Consider the following 22,351-nt stretch of genomic DNA (forward strand, 5'->3'; position numbering starts at 1 on the left):
GTGTGAACAGGAAAAATGGCTTTACATTAATAGAGATTATGATAGTTATATCAATTATAGCTATACTTTCCATGATTTTAGTGCCAAAGGTGGGGGCAGTAAGGCTTCAATCAAAAAATAAAAGTGTATCTACTAATGTATTGCTTATTAGAACCTATCTTGAAAATAGAGCTGGAAAAGATGGTATATATATAAATAAAAATAAAAATCATCTGGAGGAAGCTCTCACCAATGTTATAAAGGACAAAATTGGACCTGAAATGGTCTCTAATTTTTTTGGCAGCAATGCATTGATAAATCCTTTTAACAATAAAAGTTCTATTATATATTCTCAGGGAAATGTAATTAACCATACATCTTCTACCACTTCCTCGGTTTTGATATACTATTATACAGATAGTTTACCTTTAAATAATAATAGTGTTATTAACAGTACTATTTTGCCTAAGGGAACAGATTTTACAGGAAATGCAGTTGTAGTTGTTTATAGTACTGGCTATATTTTATATGGGTTAGATTATAGTGGAAAAATTATTGATACTCCATACATTATTAAATTTCCCCCTGTATCTTTAAGCAGTGGAGAAGGCTCTGGAGATGAAAATGATTCAGATGATGACACTGGAGAAAGTAATTCAGGAAATACTGCAGCAGATTTTTTTGAGGCAAACTGCTTTAATGTGTTTGGAGACAGCGTCAGTCATATTAATTTGGGAAATGGAGATACCAGTATGAATATTACAGATTCTACATACCTACAGGGACAGCAAATTATTTTTAAACAAAATACCAATATCAATGGAGATTTTAATGTATTAGGTACCGGAACATCAAATAGTGTCAACACTGGAGAAGGAAATAATAATACAGTAAAAGTTACGGGTAAAACCAATTTTCAAGGATATAATATAGAGTTTAATAGTAATTTACAAACATATAGCAATGTATCTATTTTAGGTATTAATAATGTTATTTTTGATAATTCCAATATTAATTCACAATTTAATAATGGATGTATTCAAATACAGAGTGGAAAGGATATTAATTTTAATAATGGCATCAATGTTTCAAGCAGCAGTTTTTCTGCAGTGGCAGGAGAAAGTGTCAATTTTAATAATGTAAATGGAAATTTAAATTTGGACAACAATAGTTCAGCATATGTGCAGGCTTCTAAAAATATATTGTTTGATTATAATGTAAATAGGAATATAGCAGCTGCAGAGGCACAGGCTCCAATTACAATGATTGCAGGAAATGATTTTAATTTTGAAAACAATAGTGCAGATGTAAATATTAAGGGTAAAACGTATTTAAAAGCGGGGAATATTCTCAATATTTTGAGGAATGTAACCTTGGGAGATACTTATATATGGGCAAATACTTTTAATTATGGAGGTTCAAATATAAATACACTAGGTCTAAATACTCATGTGAATAATTTTTCTCATGAGAATTGGGCAAACTTAAATCCGAATTATGTAGAGGTGGCAGCCAGGTCACCTGAACTGCCTGAGGCAGCAGCACCTGCTGCACCCGTTAGTGAGATAACAACTACTAAGCAAATGAAAAGTATAAAAAATAATGTCTATAGTTCCAGCTATGATACTACTACTTACCCAGGTATAGCCTTTCGTATAATCAGAGGATCGGATACTGAGTCGTTAAAGAAATCCTTAAATGATTCAAATATTGATTCAGATGTCTATAAAGTATTAATTATAGAGGGAAATTGTACTATTGATGGTACTATTAATAATTGGAGCAATAGAAATTTAGTGTTTAACAATTTTATAATTTATTGTACTGGTAAGATGACTGTAGAAAACAATATTAATAGTATAACCTTTAATAATTCTGCCATAATTACTAAAAATGCTGATATAAAGGTGGATTTTACTATGACACAGCTAAACAGCAATCAGTATAATGGGAGCATTAAAAGTAAAATTAATAATATATGTGAGGAATATTTCAATTAATATTGTTCACAAGGCTGTTATGGCAGCAGCTCAAAAAGTTTTAAATTGAAATGAATGTCTTTTTAAAGGTAGGAAATTGAAATGAAAAATACAGGTTTTACTTATGTAGAAATTATGGTGGCAATTACTATATTTTTATTAATGTCTGCTTTAGTGGTGCGGCTTAATATTACATCCAATAAAAATATAAATATGCAGGTTAAGAGACAAAATTTAATGCTGGAAGCTCAAAAATGTCTTGAAGAATATAAAAATAATCCAGAGAACTATCATAATAATTCAGAAGACCATGTTACTTTAACTGAGAGTACTGAAAATCATCTTTCCAAAATTACAATAACTGATAATTCTAGTGGAGAGATAATATTAATATCACATTTCTTTAAATAATAAGGTAAAGGATGATACTATGAAGAAAAAAGGATTTACCTTAATTGAATTAATGATAGCCCTGAGTATTTTTGTTATATTTTCTATATATCTTTACAAAACTTTTTTTTCTCAGATAAAACAGTCATTTAATTTTAACAATAACATAGATGTCCAGTATAATGTAAATAAGGCTTTAAATATGCTTACAGATGAGATAAGAAGTTATAATTGTACTAATGATACTAAAATTTTCAAATCTTCAGATAGCAATAATAGTTTTTTTGTTAACTGTGGAAATGGGGATAGTGAAGAAGGCAATATTGATACAAGTAACAGCAGGGATACAATTGACTTGCTCTCAAATTCACCTGAGTCTGGCTCTCCACCCCCCTCTGATATACAATATAATAGGAAAAGTAAAACTTTATATTTAAAAAATGATAACCAAAATAAATGTTTTAATATAGATTCTGTGTTTTTTTTATATGAAAATGGGCTAATTACAGTTACAGTTTCTGCTTCAAGGGGAGATGTACACATTGAAAGATCCACAGCTATCAATTTAAAAAATTAAAATATTTTTATTGTATAATGGGGGTAATAAAACATTATGAAGAAAAAGGGTTCTGCTATTTTAATAGTTGTAATTATTATTATGGTGGTCTTTATATTAGCTGCATACATGGTAGATATCAGTATTAAAAGTAATAGAGTAGCTTCTGATACCTTAAATAGAACCAGAGAATACTATAGTGCGGAAACTGGTATATATGACAGTATAAAAGAGATTAATGAAAAGATTGACAATAAAGAACCAGCTGAAGATAGTAATATGGATGGTGAGATTTCAGGTACAATAGAGTATAAGGATGTAGTAGAAGATTATAAAGCTGAATTTAAACTTAAAGAAAAGTCTGATGATTTAAAAAAATATACCTTTAAAATTAGAGCTTCAGGAAACTATAATTCCCAAGGATGTGGTGTAGTTTCAGAGATCACTCTTTATTATGATATTGACAATGACAACAATAAGTGTAAGTATTTATATTATACTATAAATAATTGGAAGGTTTATAAGGCCATGGATATATAGTATATGAGGTTCTAATTTTTAAAGGTTCAGTTTTGATTGCAAAGTAAGGCTGCTTTTTACTCTTGATTGCGGCAAGAGCATACTGAACCATCATAGGTTTCAGGTAAGCACCGGCTTTTGCAATGCGGACTGATTTCTTTTTGTCAGCAGATTCATTGTTGGCAGGAGAAAGTCCACATCAGGAGCAGAGCTGTTTTGCATCATCAAAAACAGTCATATCGACTCCGATTTCGGCAAGAATTATCGTGGCACTGAGTTCTGTGACACCGGGAATAGAGGATATGTATTCCACGAACGCATAATAAGGTCTGATATGGACATACAGTTCCACTTCTGTCTGAGTAATCATGTCATTAAGATACTCCAGATGACCACGGACAAGTTCCAACTTTTTTGCTTGATCGGATTCAAGGCTGTAACCTTTAATGGTTTCAACAATATTATCTGATTTAGCAACGGCTTTTTTCTTAATTAGCTTACGAACCGCTTTATCATCAATCGTATCAGCACTTTCCGGTGGATTCCATACAGACATGATAACAGTCATTTTCAGTTAACCAGTCGTGAAACTTTTGGATATCCGAGTTGATGGTAGAAAAAGATTTCTGATGGTACTCAGATATTCCGTTTTTGTCGGTTGTAACGATGGTTGCAACGATAACATTTTTGTGGATATCAAGTCCACAACAGATGGGGTAAGCAAGTCTCATCATAAGTATCACCACCTCAATAAAAAAGAATAGCAACATTGACTGTCATCCTGCGACGAAATAAACATGGTTCATTACCAATAATAAGAGTCCGGGCTCAAAGTCCCACTTGTTTGTACTTGAAAGGATGACGGCACATATATATGCGGGGTCGAAAAGAATTCGCCACTCACCTCCTCGTGCTCTATAGTGTATTGCTATTCCATGATAAGATTATAAAACAAAAAAAGGTGAGACACAACAAGCTTTTTCATGTCTTGTTTGTGCCTGGGCGAAGCGAAAGGAATGATTAGATATATGAGATATGAAGGTATTGTGTACAGACCACCTAGTGAAGCTTATAGCTTGATAATTCAGGTTAGTGTGGGATGTGCCCATAACAAATGTACTTTTTGTAACATGTATAAAAGTAAAAAATTCAGAATAAAAAGCTTAGAAGAGATATATGGAGATTTATATGAAGCAAGACAAATGTATGGACATGTAGAACGTATATTTCTGGCAGATGGAGATTCACTTGTACTGCCAATGAAAAAATTAACACAGATATTGATTAAGATAAAAGAACTATTTCCAAAATGCAGGAGGGTCTCTGCTTATGCTACACCTAGAGACATTTTAATAAAATCTCCTGAAGAACTTAAAGAATTAAAGGAGTTGGGTATAGGTATATTTTATATGGGAATAGAAAGTGGAAGTGATTTAATATTAAAAGATATACAAAAAGGAGTTACTTCTTCGGAAATAATAGAGGCAGGCCAGAAGATTAAAAAAAGCGGTATCAAGCTTTCAGTAACGTTCATTTCAGGTATAGGAGGAAAGGACAAATGGCAGGAAAATGCCAGGGAATCTGCTAGGGTTATAACTGCCATTAATCCTGATTATGTAGGACTTTTAACTCTTATGGTAGAACATGGAACTAAAATGTATGATGATATCAATAATGGAGAGTTTAAACTTTTAAGTCCTGAGGAAATTATGCTTGAAACCAGAGAGTTGGTTAAAAATATCCATACTAGCAATTGTATTTTTAGAAGCAATCATGCATCAAATTATGTGGCTTTAAGTGGAACTTTATCTGAAGACAGAGAAAGGCTTATTGCTCTCATTGATGATGTTTTAAGCGGAAAATATGGATATAAGCCTGAAAAATTCAGAAGATTATAAGAAGAATATAATTTTATAAAAATAATAAAAAGAGTCTAGGGTGCACTTTAAGGGGCAGGGCTCTTATTTTTTACCCTAAATTATAAAATATAGCACAATTGTTTTAGAGGCGAAGAATCAGGATAATTATGTTGTGGTAATAATAAAAGATGATGGAGCAGGATTCAATAAGGAAAATATAACAGAATTCAGCGGGCGAGGAGTGGGAATGGATGTAATAATGAAAAATATTAAAGATATTGGAGGAATAGTAACAGTTCAAAGTAAATATAATGAATGAACTCTTACAATCATAAAAATACCTAGTACTCTTGCTATTATAAATGGCATAAATATGAGAGTGGGGAATTGTTATTATACCATATCTGTTATTGTTATAACTGAGTTCTTTAGGCCTAAAGCCACTGATCTTTTTCACATTAAAAAAGAATGAGATGTAATGGCAAGAGGTTAGTGCTATCCTATAATTCGCATACATAATCTATACAGAATTGAAACTAGTATTAAGAAGTTAACAGATGGGATAATTGTCATGGTAAGGAATTATGTAAAAAAAATCAAAAATGTAAAAGGCATATCTGACTGTACAGTATTTGGAGATGGAAGTATTAGTTTAATACTTAATATAGAAGAGCTGGTAACCATAATTGATGGGCATAGTAAAACGAAAAACTGTTGTTAATCAAGTGATTCTAAGGTTCAAATGGATTTTGCTCACAGGAAATGTTTTCTTCATCTGAACTTATGAGAAAACAGGTTAAGAAGTTTAAAGTGAAATAAATTTAAACAATAATACTTCTTTAGAGAAGAACTTTAAATATATGTGGGTCATAATACTTTAGAGATGTTATGACCCTAAAAAGAAACATATTTTTTATTCTGGAACAACTATGACTAATGTATTGGCATTTTTTAAAACCTTGTTAGTTACAGAACCAATTATTCTAGCAAGTCCTTTTTTGTTAGACTTAGTCATAATTATTATATCATAATTATCTAATTTTGATTTTAGTAATATTTTGTCGGGAGCAGAACCAAAATCACTATACTTTTCGACTTCATAACCTTCAAGTTTTTTCTCGGCTTTGTCCAATATTTCATCCATGTCTTTTTGGGCTTGTTCTATAGTAGAATTTGTTATAGCCATGTCATTTGCCATAACGATCTCTCTAATAGTCATAAGAGTTATTTTCACCTTATCTGCTTTGAATAATTTTTTTAGCCAGTCAATAGAGTGCATACTTCGATCAGTTCCATCTAAGGGCACTAAAATTTTTTTCTTTGTCATGTAATACACATCCTTTTCAATAATATGTTGTATAAGAATTTTTATATATTATATTTTCTGTGATATAAATATATTTTCTAAATAAGATTTTATAATGAAATTTATTCTGGAATAATGGCAACTAAGGTATTTGCATTTTTTATAATTTTACTGGTTACAGAGCCAATCATTCTGTCCAAAGCTGTTTTTGTAGATCTTGTCATAACTATCATATCAAATTTATCCTGTTCTGCTTTTTTCAAAATTTTATCATCGGCATATCCAAAGGTAAAGTATTTTTCCACTTCATAACCCTCAAGTTCTTTTTCTGCCTTGTCTAAAACTTTATGGCTTATTTGTTCAGCCTTGTACATTTTATCCTTTATCATGGTATCTCTTGCCATAAACATTTCTACAACATTCATGAGAGTTACTTGTATTTCATCTTTTTCAAATAATTTTTTTACCCAATCAAGAGAGTGCATACTTCGATCAGTGCCGTCTACTGGTATTAAAATTTTTCTTTTTGCCATGTAAAACACATCCTTTTCAATTATTTATTTTAAGTTTATAGCAATTGGCGCCCTATGTCTATTATAACGTTTTCTAAATAAAAGTATAATCCTTTGAATTTTATAATACAAGTAATTGTTTTTATATTTTTCGGAAAATACCCCAGTGTGAATAATGATTTAGTCATATTTAGGGGCTTATTTTATTAAATAGTTTTAAACCTAGGGCAATCAATCCTGAGGTTATCATAGGACCTACAGGAACACCGCCTAAAAAAGCAGCAGCAATTACTGCGCCCAAAATTAAAGCAGGCATAATTTCACTGTGACCTTGAATAGTCAAGTAGTTCATACCAAGTCCACTTAAGTAAGTTGTAAAAAGGGAAACTAACAGGGCAAATATCCCAAGCCATGAGGTGAAGACATTTCTAATGCTTATATAGCCTACTTTTCCGTCGGCAATAGGTATTAAAATAGATGCTATAAGTATTACTAATCCTAAGAATAATCCATTTTCTTGTAAGTAGGGAAATATAAATTTATCTGCATTCAAAAGCTTTAAAATTAAAAGAAAACAGGTGGCTAATGCCACAGAGTTAGCTTTTCCAAGGACAGAAGCAGTTAATATTATTATTAATATAATAGTGGATTCCAATTTGGTTCATCTCCTTAATTAATAAGTATAACTGTTAGTAAACAGTTATATTTGAGAAAATATATGATTTAAAATGTTTAAATATGATGATAACTAATATAGTTAATTTTAATTTTTTATGAAGAATAATAATATATTTTTTACGTATAATTTAATAAAAAAGAAATTATTTAATAGAATTATTGAAATATAAGTTATGGTGAAGGTATAAAATGATTCAGAGGTTCAGATGGAGCTTGCCTATGAGGAATGCTTTTTCTATTTGAACCTTAGAAGAACTTATAAAATGCACGCAGTAGTGCTTATCTTCCAGGTAGTACTAGATAATTACCGCCTTTCAATAAATAACTAGTATTTACAATAAAGCAGGAAATTTGCTGTGATTTATAGTATTATAGTATTAAAGGTAGTCATAATTATACCTTTAATTATATTATAAGGAGGAATTTATATGGATGATAGAGATGATAGAATTGTAGATTTTAATGATCTTAAAAACAAAGCCAGAGAAAAAGATGTGGAGAAATTTGAAGATTATGTATATGGACTTAGTTATGATATGTCTCAAGGAAAATTAACCATGGGAGATTTTTCTCAAAAAATTCAAAAGTATATGGAAAAAAATAACATATCTCATGAAAAGCTGTTTAACATCCAAAAAGAACTTATGAAAAGATATGGATTTAACATAGAAGACATAGAAAAACAAATGAAGAGTATGGGAATTGACATATCATCTTTAGAAAAAGGAAATGATTATGAAACCATTAGAAAGACTTTAAGTTTCCAGGAAAAATATAAAAAAGACATAGGAAATGTACTAATGACTACATATACTATAAATAATTCTGTGAATAATTTATCCATATTTATGAGTGAAGAAAAAGTAATTTTAGAAAGCACTGAAAAGATAAATCTACAGGATCCTGAATTAAATGAATTTTTATGTTCTTATAAAAAAATACTAAAGGATAAAAAACTTGTGATTTACTTATGTGAAAATATGGGTGTATTTGAATATTAAATTATAAAATATAAATTATTTTTGTGTACATATAATAAAAAGTAAAGATTTATATACTTAATAATTTTAAAAAAAGAGATAAGAAATATAAAAATAGTTCCTCCCTAAATAAAAATTTTATGAAATTATTATTTTAATTTAAGATAAATTTTCAAAATACGATAAAAAATATAGAATTATTTATGGCATATTTTACCCTATTATATGCAATAATTCAAAAGCCAACAGGGAAGTGGCTTAACATCTATAACAGGGAGGTAGAATTATGAAAATTCAAGATTCCAGCATTCAAATGTCTAGTCAACATAGTTTGATAAAAGCTTATCAAAAAGTAGAGAATTTAAATGCATGGGAAGATTCTGGGAGCAGCATGCCATCACAATTGAAAGAATTTGCCGAAGATTTGGTAAAAGGAGATAAATTAGAACTATCAGGTGAAGCACAGGGTTTTATGGAAAAGAAGAAGGAACTTTTAAAAGGGATAGAAGAATATACAGGAAAAGTTTTGGCAGTTAGCAAAGTAGCTAATAGTATAGATTATGTAGTAACTACAGAGGATGATTTAAAGCTTAAAATTTTAGAAGATTTTCTAAGGTCAATTTTTAATAGGAAAATTAGGTTTAAATCTCCTAGAGAATTGAATATTCAAATATCAGAAATTATTAAACCAAATTCACCTGGTAATTTTCAGAATTTAAACATAAATTCTAATACAGGTTCCCAGTTAGGCTGGGGTTTTCAGTATAATTTTAATGAATCCTACTTGGAAAGGGAAAAAACATCCTTTAAATCTTCTGGGTTAATTCATACTGCAGATGGAAAAGAAATCAGTTTTGATATAGAGCTTAATATGAATAGAACTTTTTATACAGAAACTAATTTGTCTGTTCAAGCAGGGGATAGACCAATTGATCCTCTGGTAGTTAATTTTGATGGAGAGGCTACAGAACTTACTTCTACAAAATTTAGTTTTGATTTAGATTCAGATGGAAAAGAAGATCAAATTTCTTCCTTGAAAGAAGGTAGTGGATTTCTGGCTTTAGATTTAAATGAAGATGGAATTATAAATGACGGAGGGGAATTATTTGGTCCTAATTCAGGAGACGGATTTGAAGATTTAGCAAGGTATGATGGTGATCATAATAATTGGATTGATGAAAACGATGATGTCTTTGATAAATTGAGAATATGGACTAAGGATGAAGATGGAAATGATAAGCTTTTTGCTCTGGGAGAAAAAGGTATAGGAGCAATTTATTTAGGGAATATAGGTACGCGATTTTCTATGAGAGATATGGAAAATAAAAGTTTGGCAGAAGTAAAAAATTCTGGAATTTTTGTAAAGGAAAATGGTACAGTGGGTACTGTTCAGCAAGTTGATTTTATAGTATAATTGAAGAAAAATAAAATTATATTACAGGTAGTTTTATTAATGATTTAATTGGCTGGAAAAATTAGAAGCTAAATTTTATTCTTATATTTGTGAGAGTAAAATTTAGCTCTTTTATTGTATAGAAAATAAGTTTATTCTATTACAGCTGAGATAATATATTTTTTAATCAGTGTCTATCTATCACGAGGATTAGGGATAAATTCTGAAACCCATGTCCTTGAAATAATTTGTTTATTGTCCCAAATGCCGTGATTTAAATATAAAAATCTAAATGGACTTAATAACGCTATCGGATTAAATCTATGGGGTTCAGCTTGGGTTCAGTGTTATTACTATTATTGCTGCAATACTTTTTTGATGGGATCTATAACTTATAATATGGTTGTAAAAAGCAGAGCTGGAAGGGTGGTATATTTTTTAATTTACATACTACATATTAGGATATTTTTAACATACAAAATATCCTAATATATCAATGAGAGAAACCGTAAATAAAATTAATACTATAATGTGTATATATGTTAGAAAGGTAGGTACTGTTAAATCAGTATCTATTTCTATTTTGTTTACAAATAGTTAATTATTATGCCATTAAGTTGTAACAAATACTACTTATAATTATAAATGTCTTTAGTAACCAAACCCTAGTATTAAATAAATAGTTTGTAGTTAATATCCCAAATGTAAATTTAAAATAGTGTCTGTGGTTGCAGGGCACTTTAAACTTAAATGCAACTGCCAGAAGTTCGTATATTAAATTAGTCTCCTTTAAAATTAATGTTGTTAAAAGTAAGTACCTGTTGTTTAGGGTGCTTATTTTTGTTTTAGAAAAGCTTAGTTAATGGAATATTGTGGATAATGTGAATAAACTGTGGATAAGTTGTTGGTAAGTTAAGGATTGTCTTCGAATGACTTGGTCTCATAGGCAAACTCCGCTTGAATGTAAGAATTACTCGATAGGTGTGTTTTTGAAAGGCAGCTTTGAGTGCATTGAATTTCTGCCAGAGGATATCGGTCTGTCAGTTTTTGCAAATTCATGAGATCATTTAAAAATTTTAATTAACATTTCTCAAACATTTTTTAAGCAACTTGCAAACGATTCATTAGTAAGGTAGGTACCATCCAATATATATAAATTTATCTTCAGTTAATTTTATGACGTTAATATAACAGCATCTGGAGATAATATAAAAATTTTAAATTCAAGGAAAGAGAGGAAATTAATATGAAAGATACAATTTATTTACTGACTGGTGCAGCTGGATTTTTAGGTAACAATATTTCTCATAAACTGATCTCTAAAGGTAAAAAAGTACGAGTGTTGGTATTGAACGGCGATCCCGCGATTAGATATGTACCGAAAGAGGCGGAGGTTGTTTTGGGTGATCTTACAGATCTGAATTCGTTGGAATCTTTCTTTACTGTATCTGAGAGCAACGAGATGATTGTTATTCACTGTGCTAGTCTCGTGACAACATCTCCGCGGCCTAGTCAAAAAGTGTATGATGTCAATGTGACGGGAACTAAAAATATTGTGGATTTATGTGTTGCCAGGCATGTGAAAAAATTGGTATATGTAAGTTCCACTGGGGCAATTCTTGAAGCACCACAGGGTCAGATCATCCGAGAACCTGAACAATTTTTCCCAGATCAAGTAGTTGGCTATTATGCGAAAACAAAAGCAATTGCAACGCAATATGTTTTAGAAGCGGTTGACAATAAAGGTTTGGATGCTCCAATTATCTATCCTTCTGGAATAGCAGGACCGAACGATAGTGCCTTTGGGCCATTCGCAAGTTTTATGATTCGTTATTGTCAGGGACAAATGCCTGTAGGTGTCGAAGGAACTTTCAATGCTGTTGATGTCCGTGATCTTGCGGATGGTGTAATCGCCTGCACAGAGAAAGGACGGAAAGGTGAGGGATACATTATGAGTAATGAGATGGTATCTATGAGGAAGATGTTTGCTCTCATCAGCGAAGCTAGCGGTGCAAAGTGTATTGAGACAATTCTCACGCCGGAACAGATGAAGGCAATGTCACAAAAGAGTTTTGTCGAATCTGAAGGTGAGGTAAATCTAGAGGCTCTGAAATTTGAAATATATAACTTAACACGTAATAATAATTTTTCTCCTGATAAAGCTCAAAAAGAACTTGATTTCCGCACAAGACCATTTCAAGAAACCATCGTTGATACTGTGGCATGGCTGCGAAGCGAAGGAAAAATCTAACCATAGAATCACATATATAGAATGTGAGTACTTGGATTCTCCCTGCCCTATAATAAATTATAAAATTCATTATTCCCCGAAAATTGAGCTGTTTATGATAGGCTCGATTTTCGGGGATATTTTTTATTTTTGTTAGTTTTTATAAATAACATTTTTAACAGCTGATAACGTCATATTAAGTAGAAGTTATGTAAAATATGTTTGACACTGTTGAATTATATTGGAGATGATATTTTAATTGAAGAATTATATTAAGGAATGTAGAGAAAAAAAAAAGATTATCACAATTCGATTTGGAAGAATTATGTAATATAAGCAGGCAAACTATAAATGCAATTGAAAATGACAAATATAATCCTAGTTTACAATTGGCTTTTGACATTGCCGAAAATTTAGGAGTTAGGATTGATAAATTATTTATTAATAAAGGAGTTGAAAAAAATAGGTCTTAGAAAAATTACTGGATGTACGTTTGAAATTGCCACACTGGTTATAGTTGGCTTTACAATTTACAAAAGTATATCTGGTCAAGAAGTTGGATTTATCGATATTTCCTCAATTGGCATTGCAATGTCGGGTTTTTTTCTGCTATATTTTATTTGTCTAAGTTGACAGAATTAAGGGTAGAGAATACATCAATATCAGTTATACCTGAACAGATAAAATCTTAAAAATCTATCAAGATTGGATTTTAGCAACAATAAAATACTAAATCTACCGGAGGAAGTTTGTAATTTAAACAATTTATGGGTGTTATTCGTGCCATTTAATCAAATATAGAACATTCCTGATAATATTAGCAGGCTAACCAATCTGTGGTATTTTGGAATTCATAACAATAAAATTAATCAGTTGCCTGAAAGTATTACAAATTTAGTGGACTTAAAATACATTTCATTATTCAATAATGATTTTAAGGATATAGAATATGAAATTACTAAATTTAAGAACATGAAATCTATAAGAGTTGATACGATTTTTTAGGGATTTTTATAGGTTGGGGAACTATAATTATGTTCTGTAGTAAGTAGTTAGGAGTCGAACTAAAATCTTTTGGTCGTCTATCAATCCAAATTACTATGAAAGGTGATAAAGAGATGAATTATAAGATTAATAACTAAATGGCTAAAATTAGATATATTAAATACAAATAGCTTAAATGTAGAAGAGGGGAATTTTATGTGTGCTGTAGTAAAAAAAATAATATCCAGAAAAGAATTAACTACAGAAAAAATAATATGCAAAAATGCTACTTTACCAAGTGAAGAATATGTACTTTTAAAGGGTGTGGTGTATAGTCCACAGAGAAGGCCACTGCCACATGCAGCTATTGATATAGTTCAAATCGACAGTAATGTAACACCACAAGTTAAAAAAAACATAGGAGTAACTTTTACATTAGAGGATGGTTCCTATGGTGTACCACTTTTATGGAAAAAAGGTTATGCCTATGAATTAACTGCATATTCTCCAGCATAAGAACTGTAACTAATTTCACAGGTTATATATATTATATAATGGAGTAAATAATACTCAAAATGTAGATTAAAAGGGGAGAATGCTATGGCTAATTATAGACCAAAAGCAGTTACCGTTGCGGCATCTCTTGCAGATTCAGGAACATCATATACTAAAGATATTAGCACAAGTACCTGGGGCATGTTTTTATTAAGAGGAACGGCCTTAAGTCCTACTGGAGCTGCTATGCAAAGTGGTGCTGTCCAAGTTTGGGAGAGTACTGCTCCAACAACTGAAGAAGCACAACACACTACCTTTACAGATGCAGTAGGAAGATATGGCGTAACTTGTAAGGCTAATGTTGCCCTAGTAATTAAGTTCTTTGGAGTTTAATAATTAGATCTTTAGTAACATTATCAAATTATACAATATAATTTAAAATACAACTGTCCCAAAATAACTTTAAAGTTTATTTTGGGACAGCTTTTCTATTATATGAAGGTATCGGTAACAAACAATACAGTTTTTAATATTATAAAATTAAAGGAAAAAATATTCTAAAGAGATAATATAGGGAGATAATATGCAAAAGATTGAAACGTTGGATGGTTATCATGTTATTATGTAAAAAAGGGAAAAAAATATTATTATTTAGCAGATAAAAATAATTATAAAAAAGATATTAATGATTTATTGAAAACTATAGATGATATTAAGTTTGATTCGTTAATTATTATTTTTGGTGTTGATACAGGTGAATATTTAAATGCTTTATATAATGTCTTGTGTGAAAAAAACAGAATATTAATTTTTGAACCAAATAAGGAAATTTTTGATAAAAGCCAGAATAATATAGATAATGATAATGTAAGATTAGTTTTTTATGATGAAAATTCTGTGAGATCCAAATTGTATAGTGTGATAAATAATACAAATTTTAATAATCTATATGTTCATGCCTTCGGAAATTATTCCCGTGTATATAGAGAAGAATATGAAATATTTATGGAAAATTTGGATTGTGTTTATTATACGGCATGCTCTTCTATAAGTATTGCAAACAGATTTAGTCAAATATTTATTAAAAATTTAATAGGTAATCTAAAATCATTAAAAAGTGCAACGCCGGTTAATTCATATGAAAATATAAATAGAGGTATTCCCGCAATAATAGTATCCGCAGGGCCCTCTTTGGATAAAAATTTAGCAGATATGGTTAAATATAAAAGTAAATTAGATAAATATTTTATAATAGCAGGAAATAGAACACTTAGGGCAATGCTTAAAAATGGGATAAGACCGGATATGGTGGTATCAATAGATCCTGTAAATGACAATTATGATATGATGAAGGACTGTTTAGAGGAAGATATACCGCTGGTATTTTATGAATACAGTAATAGATATTTAATAAGAGATTATAAAGGTGAAAAAATATATTTGTCAACATTATTGTCAAAGACAATACCCAAGCTATGTGGACTTAAAGGAGTGTATTTAGGAGGTTCGGTAGCTCATACCTGTGTAGATATTGCAAACATTATGGGATGTTCCCCCTTGATATTGGCAGGACAAGATTTTGCTTTTACCTATGGCAAGCATCATTCGGAGTCAGCTGTTTTTGATAGTGATAAAAAAAATAACTATAATACTGATTTAAATGTAAGGGATGTATTTGGTAACAAAATAAAGACCAATGTAACACTTAATCACTTTAGAGCAAAAATAGAAGAGTATATAAAATTTCATAGTGAAGTTAACAATGTAGAATTTATCAATGTATCTTACGGGGCGGAAATTAAAGGTGCACCTCACAGGGAATTATGTGAGGTATTTAAAATATATAATGTGGATAGTAGAAAAAAAAATTATATTATAGATAGAACAATTGAAATAGATGCAGAAGGTATAGCTTATGATATATTGAATTATGTGAAAAGATGTACAGCTGCGGCAGAAGAGGGAGAAGAGTTATGTAAAGATTTATTGTCCAGTGAATCTGATAAATCTTTAATGGATATGGATGAAGATGATGAAGAACTTAAAAAGTTTATATATGTTATGGGAATAGTAAATGGGTTTGAATCATCACCAGAAAGACTTTATCTAGGCGGATATTTTAATAAATTTTTATTTGATATAAAAGAAGAAACTTTTAATATGTATGCTAAAGATTATGATTCTTTGACTTCAAACTTAAGATATCAAAGTAAATGTTTTTTAGCTTATTTTCATAAAATGAGAGATTTTCTGAAAGAAGTTGAGTCTTTAATATTAGAGACACTGGAGGAGTTTTATTAAGATATTTCTAATGGTTAATTTACAATAATATATATTAATGGAGGAGTATAATGGAAAAAGTAATAAATGGGAAAGTTTACAAACAAGTAAAAATAAGTAAGATGGTGATTAATGGCAAGGAGAAAAAAGGCTCAATAATATCATCGGAGGATACTACTGCAGGTAAGGATACAACAGTGACTATATTTACAGAAGATATGGATGAAAAGAATAATGAACAATAGTGGAGATACTATAGAGTTATGTGGAAAAACATCCGTGCTAATAAATACTAGCAATTTAAACCACTGCAGTAAATATAATTTAAATATAATTTTAAAATGTCATAAAAGAGTTATTGTTAAAGGTACCGTATATAATTCAAATAAAATACCAAGTATTGGTGCTGCAATAGAAGTAATTCAAGTTAATTGTGACAGTAATGTTAAAAAAATAATAGGTTATGCATACACTAATAATAGAGGAGAATATTTATTTTGTCTGGAAGTTTTACCGGATATATTTTATGAAATGAATATATATTCTCCTTTAAATATGTAGTGAGTAGTGAATGGGAGGGTGAAATTTTGAAATCTTATGCGGAAATTATTATAACTCCACAGGAACTACGTTTATATGAAATATTAAATAAAAGAATTGTAATAGGAAAAAGTGAGGATATATTAATAGAGGGAAAAGTCTTGGATTCAAATTATAATCCAGTAGAGGGAGCAGTTATTGGCATTAAAAGTATAAATTACAATTATAGACCTCCTAAAGAAACAGAAATTGGATATGCAATTACCAATAATTCTGGAGCATATGCCATAAATATTGAAAAAATTCATAATATTAACTATGAGTTGTATGTATATGAACCAATAATTGAACCCTGTTCAGAATCAAGTGATTCTTAGGTTCAGGTGGAGTCTGCCATAAAGAAATACTTATCTCCAACTGAACCTTATTAACAGTATTCTTAGTGTCTTTAGCACTTAGAATACGTTATCCTTTAGGGGAAGAACTTATCCAGACGCGTAGCAGTGCTTATCTCCCACCTTGAAGAGGGCGGGAGTGTTAGCAATGGTAGCGCTCGGGTAAACAACAAGTTAAATGGAAGGAATGCTGAAATGAAAAATTGTAATAGGGTATTGATAAAAGGAAAAGTATGTTATAGAAATGGAAATCCAGTTAAAGATGCAATAGTGCTATTGGAAGCATTCCTTCCACATACAGATTATAGAAAGTTTTGTGGATATACACTTACAAATTGTAATGGAGAGTTTTGCTGCTTAATTTACAATAAAAGATATTATTATAAATTAAAAGTTTTTAACAATGAATGTAGTGCCCCAGGCAATGTAAATTGCAGTATACACTTAGAATAACATATCAAGTAATATTATAGGAGGCAATTCATGAATAAGGTTCTGGTAACAGGAGCGGATGGGTTTATAGGCAGCCACCTGGTAGAAAAACTTTTAAATTCAGGATATGGTGTTAAGGCTTTTGTATATTATAATTCATTCAATTCATGGGGATGGTTAGATACATTACCAAAACATGTGCTAAAGGAAATAGAAATATTTAGTGGTGATATAAGAGATCCAAGTGGAGTAAGGGAAGCTGTGAAAAATATAGATGATGTGTATCATCTTGCAGCACTAATAGCCATTCCCTTTAGTTATTACTCACCGGATTCTTATGTGGATACCAATATAAAAGGTACACTGAATGTACTTCAAGCAGCTAAAGAATTAAATACAAAGAGAATTATCATAACTTCCACTTCAGAGGTTTATGGCAGTGCTAAATTTGTGCCAATAACCGAAGATCATCCCTGCCAGGCACAATCACCATATTCAGCTACCAAGATATCAGCAGATAAATTAGCAGAATCTTTCTATAGAAGCTTTTCTTTACCTATAACAATAGTAAGACCTTTTAATACCTATGGCCCCAGACAATCAGCAAGAGCTATAATACCCACAATAATAACTCAATTGTTGTCACAAAAAGGGGAAATAAGATTGGGCTCACTAAGTCCAACAAGAGATTTTAATTATGTAAAAGATACCGCAGATGGTTTTGTTGAAATTGCTAAAAGTGATAAAACAGTAGGAGAGGTAATAAATATAGCCTCCCAAAAAGAAATATCTATAAAGAATCTTGCAGCAGAACTTATAAAACAGTTAAATCCGAAAGTTAAAATTGTATGTGAGACAGAAAGAATCAGACCTGAAAAAAGTGAGGTAAATAGATTGTTAGGATCAAATGAAAAGATTAAAAGGTTAACAGCATGGGTTCCAAAATTCACCTTTGAAGAAGGTATAAAAGAAACCATTGAGTGGTTTAAGGTAGAGAAGAATTTAGAAAAATATAAAACGGATATATATAATATTTAATTGGATTAGAAAAGTTTTTTATTATGTTTTAAATTAAGTAATTAGGAGGAAAGTTTATGGAAAAAATAATATTAATCGGTGCAGGGGGCCACTGTAGAAGTATTATTGATTCTATAAATGGATTAAATAATTTTCAGATTATAGGAATTGTTGATAAAAAACATAGGAATCATAGCAGATTAGATATAGACAGAGTGTGGTGTGATGAAGATCTTGATTCACTATATAAATCCGGCATAAAAAATGCATTTATTGGAATTGGTTCTACTGCATATCCTGAAATTAGAATAAAATTTTATAATTTATTAAAAAGTATAGGATATAATTTTCCCATCATAATTGATAAAACAGCTATAGTGTCATGTAGCGCAAAAATTGAAGAGGGTGTATTTATAGGAAAAGGAGCAATTGTCAATGCTAATGCCTTAATAAAAAAGCAGTGCATTATAAATTCCGGTGCTATAGTAGAGCATGATTGTAAAATAAATGAATTTGTTCATTTAGCACCTGGAGCAACATTAAGTGGTGGAGTTTCAATTGGACAAGGAACACATGTGGGAACTAATGCTACAATTATTCAAAATATTAATGTGGGAAAGAATGTACTTATAGGGGCGGGTTCTGTTATTGTTAAAAATGTTAAAGATGGAATTAAGGTTTATGGCAATCCAGGTCGGGAGGTGGAATGTTATGAGTAATATTTTTATAATTGCCGAAGCTGGAGTTAACCACAATGGAGATTTAAATACAGCAAAAAAAATGGTTGATAAAGCAGTAATTGCAGGAGTAGATGCAGTAAAATTTCAAACCTTTAAGGCATCTAATCTAGTAACAAACTATGCAAAACAAGCTAACTATCAGATTAATCATTTAGGTGAAAAAACTTCTCAATTACAAATGTTGGAAAAGTTAGAGTTGAGTTATAGAGAATATATAGAATTAAAGAATTATTGTGATATGAAAAAAATAATGTTTTTATCATCCCCATTTGATTTAGATAGTATTGATTTTTTAAATAGTATTGGAATGTCAATTTTTAAAATACCCTCTAGTGAAATAGACAATGTTCCATACTTGATAAAGATAGCAAAATTAAAAAAGAAAGTTATACTATCAACGGGTATGAGTAATTTATCAGATATAGAATTTTCATTAAACATCTTAAAAGAAAATGGCACAAAAGATGTTGTTGTACTTCACTGTAATACCAATTACCCGACTAAAATGGAAGAAGTAAACTTATTGGCTATGAAAACCATAGAAAATGCATTCAAAGTGCCAGTTGGATATTCAGATCATACAGAGGGAATAGAGGTAGCTATAGCGGCGGCAGCATTAGGTGCCAAAGTTATAGAAAAACATTTTACATTAGATAAAAATATGGATGGTCCGGATCATAAGGCCAGTTTGGAACCTTTTGAACTTAACAACATGGTTAAAGCAGTAAGGAATATAGAAAGGGCTCTTGGAGATGGGATAAAAGTTCAAACCCCTTCAGAAAAAATAAATAGAGCGGTGGCAAGGAAAAGTTTGGTGGCTAAAGTTTTCATAAAATCTAAAGAAACATTTACTGAAGAAAATGTATGCGTAAAAAGGCCTGGGACAGGTATATCACCTAGAAATTGGAGTTATGTTATTGGAAAAAAGGCAAAAAGGAATTTTAAAAAAGATGAGCTTATAGATTTATAAGGTAGGGAAATTTAGTGGAATTTAAATTTATAGATAAAAATGAATATTTAAAAAGAATATCAGAATTCCAAAAGTTATTTAGGAGTTGTTTCAATAGAGAAATATCTGAAGAATTCTTGACATGGAGATATATAGATAATCCTATGGGAGATATGCTGGTTAACGCTGTACTTGAAAATAACAAGATAATAGCAAATTATTCTGTATCACCTTGTAAAATTTGTATTAATGGGAATATAGAAAAGGCCGCATTATCTATGACTACAATGACTCATCCCAATTTTAGAGGAAGAGGATTATTCCCCAAATTAGCTAAGGGATTATATGAAAGAATGGAGGAGATTGGTTATAAAGCAGTAATTGGATTTCCTAATAATAATTCTCACTTCATCTTTGTAAATAAATTGAATTGGAAGGACATATATGAAATTCCCACTATGAAATTAAGTTTGTTAAACATAAGTAATTTAAACAATTATAAAAATTTTAATATCATTAACGATAAAAAATTTTTACTGGATTATTCTAGGCTTATTGATAACAATAATAACAAAATAAAAATATATAAGGAGCTGGATTATTTAAAATGGAGATTTAGGGATAATCCAATTAATAAATATGATAATTATGTAGTAGTTCAAGGACAAACCGTAGTTTCATCAATGATTACTAAGGAGTTTAATAATTATGAAATTGATGTAGTAGAAATCAATTCATTAGATGATTGTTATACAAAAGAAATATTAGAATGGATTATTGAAAAAGGGAAAAATGATAATTTTAAATATATCAATATGTGGTGTCAGTTGAATGATAATGTACATGAAATAGCTGAAAGGATTGGATTTATCAACTGTGAACCCATTTCTTATTTTGGAGTTAAGGATTTTAAAGAGGAATCCACTGATTTAAACATTTACAATAATTGGAATATACAGATGGGAGATTCGGATGTGTATTAAGAAAATTTTAGCCTTTACTGGAATTAGGTCAGATTATGATCTTATGAGTCTTTTATATAAAAAATTAAATAAAGCAAATGATTTTGAAATTAAGCTTGTAGTATCAGGTGCGCATTTATCAGAAACCTATGGATATACATTAAATAATATAGTGGAAGATGGGATACCGGTAATAGCCCAAATTGAAAATCTTATTGATTCCAATTCCAGGGCTTCTAGAATTAAATCACTGTCTATATTATTACAGGATTGTATTCATACAGTAGCAGCATATAAACCAGATGTTATTTTATATGCCGGAGATAGGGAAGAAGTGGTTGTTGGAGGATTAATAGGCACATATCTTAGAATTCCAACCATACATTTTTTTGGAGGAGATCATGCTTTGGATGGGAATATTGACAATCCAGTGAGGCATGCAGTATCTAAATTGTCATCTCTTCATTTTGTCAGTAACGAAGAATCAAAACAAAGATTAATAAAAATTGGAGAAAATAAAAATAGAATATTTAATGTTGGAAGTCCAGCCTTGGATAAATTTATTTCTACTGAGTATATAAGCAAAAAAGAAGTTGTTTATATCTTAGGTAAACCTCGTTGGAACAATTATGCAGTTATGATATTTCACCCCCTGGCAGGTGAAGAAGATAGAGCAGGTAAGTATTTTGAAGAAATTTTAGTTGCTTTGGAAAAAAAGTCTGTAAATGCATTTGTAAGCTACCCAAATGTAGATAGCGGAAACAAGAAGATTATAGAAGTAATAAAAAAATACTATAATAAAGAAAATTTTAAGTTTTATAAAAATATCCCTAGAACTTTATTTATAAATTTATTAAGGAATAGTATGTTTATGATTGGAAATTCCAGTGCTGGATTATATGAGGCACCAATATTAAAATTAGGTGCAGTTAATGTTGGAAATAGGCAAAAAGGAAGATTATGTGCAGAAAATGTGGTTTTTGTTTATCAAGGAGTGAGTAATATAGTAAAAGGGATAGAAACAGTTTTAGCTGAAGAATTTAAACTTTTATTGGATAAAGTACAATCACCCTATGGCAGCGGAGATTCAGTTGAGAAGATTATAAGCTTAATGAGAAGCTTAGATTTAAAATCTTATGTAGTTAAATGGGAGGATCCATTGTTTGGAGGTTGATA

General features: G+C 30.2%; 26 protein-coding genes and 1 pseudogene. 23 read left to right on the top strand and 4 right to left on the bottom strand.

The window, feature by feature from the left end:
- The first annotated feature begins 2 nt into the window (after window positions 1–2).
- The 4 genes from AB3K27_RS06165 (at window position 3) to AB3K27_RS06180 (ending at window position 3,444) form a co-directional block, all read left to right on the top strand.
- Window positions 3–1,979 carry a prepilin-type N-terminal cleavage/methylation domain-containing protein gene (locus AB3K27_RS06165; protein ID WP_368490365.1) on the top strand — a complete coding sequence of 659 codons (1,977 nt, stop codon included), beginning with the start codon at window positions 3–5 and terminating at the stop codon, window positions 1,977–1,979.
- 81 nt (window positions 1,980–2,060) lie between these two features.
- Complete coding sequence (locus AB3K27_RS06170) at window positions 2,061–2,369, top strand: type II secretion system protein (RefSeq protein WP_368490366.1); 309 nt, start codon at window positions 2,061–2,063, stop codon at window positions 2,367–2,369.
- 19 nt (window positions 2,370–2,388) lie between these two features.
- The gene (locus AB3K27_RS06175) at window positions 2,389–2,925 is read left to right on the top strand and encodes a PilW family protein (protein ID WP_368490367.1); all 537 of its coding nucleotides are present in this window, start codon (window positions 2,389–2,391) and stop codon (window positions 2,923–2,925) included.
- Between the two features lie 36 nt (window positions 2,926–2,961).
- On the top strand, window positions 2,962–3,444 hold the full coding sequence (locus tag AB3K27_RS06180; RefSeq protein ID WP_368490368.1) for a hypothetical protein: 483 nt from the start codon (window positions 2,962–2,964) through the stop codon (window positions 3,442–3,444).
- On the opposite strand, the pseudogene AB3K27_RS06185 reads toward AB3K27_RS06180, so the two are convergent.
- A pseudogene (locus AB3K27_RS06185) lies at window positions 3,404–3,991 on the bottom strand (transposase). The gene AB3K27_RS06180 and the pseudogene AB3K27_RS06185 sit on opposite strands and share 41 nt — an antisense overlap.
- Before the next feature lie 460 nt (window positions 3,992–4,451).
- Between AB3K27_RS06185 and AB3K27_RS06190 the strand changes: the two are divergent.
- The 3 genes from AB3K27_RS06190 to AB3K27_RS06200 all read left to right on the top strand — a co-directional run bounded on the left by AB3K27_RS06190 (window position 4,452) and on the right by AB3K27_RS06200 (window position 6,003).
- Window positions 4,452–5,321 carry a radical SAM protein gene (locus AB3K27_RS06190; RefSeq protein ID WP_368491187.1) on the top strand — a complete coding sequence of 290 codons (870 nt, stop codon included), beginning with the start codon at window positions 4,452–4,454 and terminating at the stop codon, window positions 5,319–5,321.
- Between the two features lie 97 nt (window positions 5,322–5,418).
- Window positions 5,419–5,601 carry a hypothetical protein gene (locus AB3K27_RS06195; RefSeq protein WP_368491188.1) on the top strand — a complete coding sequence of 61 codons (183 nt, stop codon included), beginning with the start codon at window positions 5,419–5,421 and terminating at the stop codon, window positions 5,599–5,601.
- A gap of 252 nt (window positions 5,602–5,853) precedes the next feature.
- Complete coding sequence (locus AB3K27_RS06200; protein ID WP_368490369.1) at window positions 5,854–6,003, top strand: hypothetical protein; 150 nt, start codon at window positions 5,854–5,856, stop codon at window positions 6,001–6,003.
- Window positions 6,004–6,195: 192 nt separating this feature from the next.
- Here AB3K27_RS06200 and AB3K27_RS06205 read toward each other — a convergent pair whose 3' ends face one another.
- The 3 genes from AB3K27_RS06205 to AB3K27_RS06215 form a co-directional block, all read right to left on the bottom strand.
- Window positions 6,196–6,609, bottom strand: coding sequence for a universal stress protein (locus AB3K27_RS06205; protein WP_368490370.1), 414 nt, complete (start codon window positions 6,607–6,609; stop codon window positions 6,196–6,198).
- Between the two features lie 101 nt (window positions 6,610–6,710).
- Window positions 6,711–7,121, bottom strand: a complete 411-nt coding sequence (locus AB3K27_RS06210) for a universal stress protein (RefSeq protein ID WP_368490371.1) — start codon at window positions 7,119–7,121, stop codon at window positions 6,711–6,713.
- Window positions 7,122–7,290: 169 nt separating this feature from the next.
- Window positions 7,291–7,755, bottom strand: coding sequence for a DUF441 domain-containing protein (locus AB3K27_RS06215; RefSeq protein WP_368490372.1), 465 nt, complete (start codon window positions 7,753–7,755; stop codon window positions 7,291–7,293).
- Between the two features lie 451 nt (window positions 7,756–8,206).
- Here AB3K27_RS06215 and AB3K27_RS06220 point away from each other — a divergent pair, with 451 nt between their 5' ends.
- The 16 genes from AB3K27_RS06220 to neuC all read left to right on the top strand — a co-directional run bounded on the left by AB3K27_RS06220 (window position 8,207) and on the right by neuC (window position 22,349).
- Complete coding sequence (locus AB3K27_RS06220; protein ID WP_368490373.1) at window positions 8,207–8,779, top strand: DUF3867 domain-containing protein; 573 nt, start codon at window positions 8,207–8,209, stop codon at window positions 8,777–8,779.
- 265 nt (window positions 8,780–9,044) lie between these two features.
- Window positions 9,045–10,172 (top strand): hypothetical protein, encoded by a 1,128-nt coding sequence (locus AB3K27_RS06225; protein WP_368490374.1) that lies wholly within the window; start codon window positions 9,045–9,047, stop codon window positions 10,170–10,172.
- A 1,225-nt stretch (window positions 10,173–11,397) separates the two neighbouring features.
- Entirely contained in the window at window positions 11,398–12,402 is a 1,005-nt protein-coding gene (locus AB3K27_RS06230) for an NAD-dependent epimerase/dehydratase family protein (RefSeq protein ID WP_368490375.1), read from the top strand.
- A 248-nt stretch (window positions 12,403–12,650) separates the two neighbouring features.
- Window positions 12,651–12,854, top strand: coding sequence for a helix-turn-helix transcriptional regulator (locus tag AB3K27_RS06235; protein WP_368491189.1), 204 nt, complete (start codon window positions 12,651–12,653; stop codon window positions 12,852–12,854).
- 727 nt (window positions 12,855–13,581) lie between these two features.
- Entirely contained in the window at window positions 13,582–13,881 is a 300-nt protein-coding gene (locus AB3K27_RS06240) for a hypothetical protein (protein WP_368490376.1), read from the top strand.
- Window positions 13,882–13,965: 84 nt separating this feature from the next.
- Window positions 13,966–14,253 (top strand): hypothetical protein, encoded by a 288-nt coding sequence (locus AB3K27_RS06245; RefSeq protein WP_012102826.1) that lies wholly within the window; start codon window positions 13,966–13,968, stop codon window positions 14,251–14,253.
- 300 nt (window positions 14,254–14,553) lie between these two features.
- On the top strand, window positions 14,554–16,161 hold the full coding sequence (locus tag AB3K27_RS06250; RefSeq protein WP_368490377.1) for a motility associated factor glycosyltransferase family protein: 1,608 nt from the start codon (window positions 14,554–14,556) through the stop codon (window positions 16,159–16,161).
- Window positions 16,162–16,211: 50 nt separating this feature from the next.
- Window positions 16,212–16,385, top strand: coding sequence for a hypothetical protein (locus AB3K27_RS06255; RefSeq protein WP_368490378.1), 174 nt, complete (start codon window positions 16,212–16,214; stop codon window positions 16,383–16,385).
- Window positions 16,375–16,701 carry a hypothetical protein gene (locus AB3K27_RS06260; RefSeq protein WP_368490379.1) on the top strand — a complete coding sequence of 109 codons (327 nt, stop codon included), beginning with the start codon at window positions 16,375–16,377 and terminating at the stop codon, window positions 16,699–16,701. Before AB3K27_RS06255 ends, AB3K27_RS06260 begins: the two co-directional genes overlap by 11 nt.
- Before the next feature lie 26 nt (window positions 16,702–16,727).
- Entirely contained in the window at window positions 16,728–17,057 is a 330-nt protein-coding gene (locus AB3K27_RS06265) for a hypothetical protein (RefSeq protein ID WP_368490380.1), read from the top strand.
- 213 nt (window positions 17,058–17,270) lie between these two features.
- On the top strand, window positions 17,271–17,528 hold the full coding sequence (locus AB3K27_RS06270) for a hypothetical protein (protein WP_368490381.1): 258 nt from the start codon (window positions 17,271–17,273) through the stop codon (window positions 17,526–17,528).
- A 30-nt stretch (window positions 17,529–17,558) separates the two neighbouring features.
- On the top strand, window positions 17,559–18,545 hold the full coding sequence (locus tag AB3K27_RS06275; RefSeq protein WP_368490382.1) for an NAD-dependent 4,6-dehydratase LegB: 987 nt from the start codon (window positions 17,559–17,561) through the stop codon (window positions 18,543–18,545).
- Between the two features lie 56 nt (window positions 18,546–18,601).
- Window positions 18,602–19,243, top strand: coding sequence for an acetyltransferase (locus AB3K27_RS06280; protein WP_368490383.1), 642 nt, complete (start codon window positions 18,602–18,604; stop codon window positions 19,241–19,243).
- Window positions 19,236–20,234: an N-acetylneuraminate synthase gene (neuB, locus tag AB3K27_RS06285; RefSeq protein WP_368490384.1), complete on the top strand. Its 999-nt coding sequence runs from the start codon at window positions 19,236–19,238 to the stop codon at window positions 20,232–20,234. Before AB3K27_RS06280 ends, neuB begins: the two co-directional genes overlap by 8 nt.
- A 14-nt stretch (window positions 20,235–20,248) precedes the next feature.
- Entirely contained in the window at window positions 20,249–21,196 is a 948-nt protein-coding gene (locus AB3K27_RS06290) for a GNAT family N-acetyltransferase (RefSeq protein ID WP_368490385.1), read from the top strand.
- The gene (neuC, locus tag AB3K27_RS06295; protein ID WP_368490386.1) at window positions 21,186–22,349 is read left to right on the top strand and encodes a UDP-N-acetylglucosamine 2-epimerase; all 1,164 of its coding nucleotides are present in this window, start codon (window positions 21,186–21,188) and stop codon (window positions 22,347–22,349) included. The genes AB3K27_RS06290 and neuC overlap by 11 nt, the downstream gene beginning before the upstream one ends.
- Window positions 22,350–22,351 lie beyond the last annotated feature (2 nt).

Source organism: Clostridium sp. BJN0013 (assembly GCF_040939125.1).
Classification (GTDB): domain Bacteria; phylum Bacillota; class Clostridia; order Clostridiales; family Clostridiaceae; genus Clostridium_B.

Bases quoted from the DNA above. Each gene is read 5' to 3' on its own strand.
- AB3K27_RS06170 (WP_368490366.1), top strand. From the start codon at position 2,061: ATGAAAAATACAGGTTTTACTTATGTAGAAATTATGGTGGCAATTACT.
- AB3K27_RS06175 (WP_368490367.1), top strand. From the start codon at position 2,389: ATGAAGAAAAAAGGATTTACCTTAATTGAATTAATGATAGCCCTGAGT.
- AB3K27_RS06180 (WP_368490368.1), top strand. From the start codon at position 2,962: ATGAAGAAAAAGGGTTCTGCTATTTTAATAGTTGTAATTATTATTATG.
- AB3K27_RS06190 (WP_368491187.1), top strand. From the start codon at position 4,452: ATGAGATATGAAGGTATTGTGTACAGACCACCTAGTGAAGCTTATAGC.
- AB3K27_RS06200 (WP_368490369.1), top strand. From the start codon at position 5,854: ATGGTAAGGAATTATGTAAAAAAAATCAAAAATGTAAAAGGCATATCT.
- AB3K27_RS06205 (WP_368490370.1), bottom strand. From the start codon at position 6,609: ATGACAAAGAAAAAAATTTTAGTGCCCTTAGATGGAACTGATCGAAGT.
- AB3K27_RS06210 (WP_368490371.1), bottom strand. From the start codon at position 7,121: ATGGCAAAAAGAAAAATTTTAATACCAGTAGACGGCACTGATCGAAGT.
- AB3K27_RS06220 (WP_368490373.1), top strand. From the start codon at position 8,207: ATGGATGATAGAGATGATAGAATTGTAGATTTTAATGATCTTAAAAAC.
- AB3K27_RS06225 (WP_368490374.1), top strand. From the start codon at position 9,045: ATGAAAATTCAAGATTCCAGCATTCAAATGTCTAGTCAACATAGTTTG.
- AB3K27_RS06230 (WP_368490375.1), top strand. From the start codon at position 11,398: ATGAAAGATACAATTTATTTACTGACTGGTGCAGCTGGATTTTTAGGT.
- AB3K27_RS06240 (WP_368490376.1), top strand. From the start codon at position 13,582: ATGTGTGCTGTAGTAAAAAAAATAATATCCAGAAAAGAATTAACTACA.
- AB3K27_RS06245 (WP_012102826.1), top strand. From the start codon at position 13,966: ATGGCTAATTATAGACCAAAAGCAGTTACCGTTGCGGCATCTCTTGCA.
- AB3K27_RS06255 (WP_368490378.1), top strand. From the start codon at position 16,212: ATGGAAAAAGTAATAAATGGGAAAGTTTACAAACAAGTAAAAATAAGT.
- AB3K27_RS06260 (WP_368490379.1), top strand. From the start codon at position 16,375: ATGAACAATAGTGGAGATACTATAGAGTTATGTGGAAAAACATCCGTG.
- AB3K27_RS06270 (WP_368490381.1), top strand. From the start codon at position 17,271: ATGAAAAATTGTAATAGGGTATTGATAAAAGGAAAAGTATGTTATAGA.
- AB3K27_RS06275 (WP_368490382.1), top strand. From the start codon at position 17,559: ATGAATAAGGTTCTGGTAACAGGAGCGGATGGGTTTATAGGCAGCCAC.
- AB3K27_RS06280 (WP_368490383.1), top strand. From the start codon at position 18,602: ATGGAAAAAATAATATTAATCGGTGCAGGGGGCCACTGTAGAAGTATT.
- neuB (WP_368490384.1), top strand. From the start codon at position 19,236: ATGAGTAATATTTTTATAATTGCCGAAGCTGGAGTTAACCACAATGGA.
- neuC (WP_368490386.1), top strand. From the start codon at position 21,186: ATGTGTATTAAGAAAATTTTAGCCTTTACTGGAATTAGGTCAGATTAT.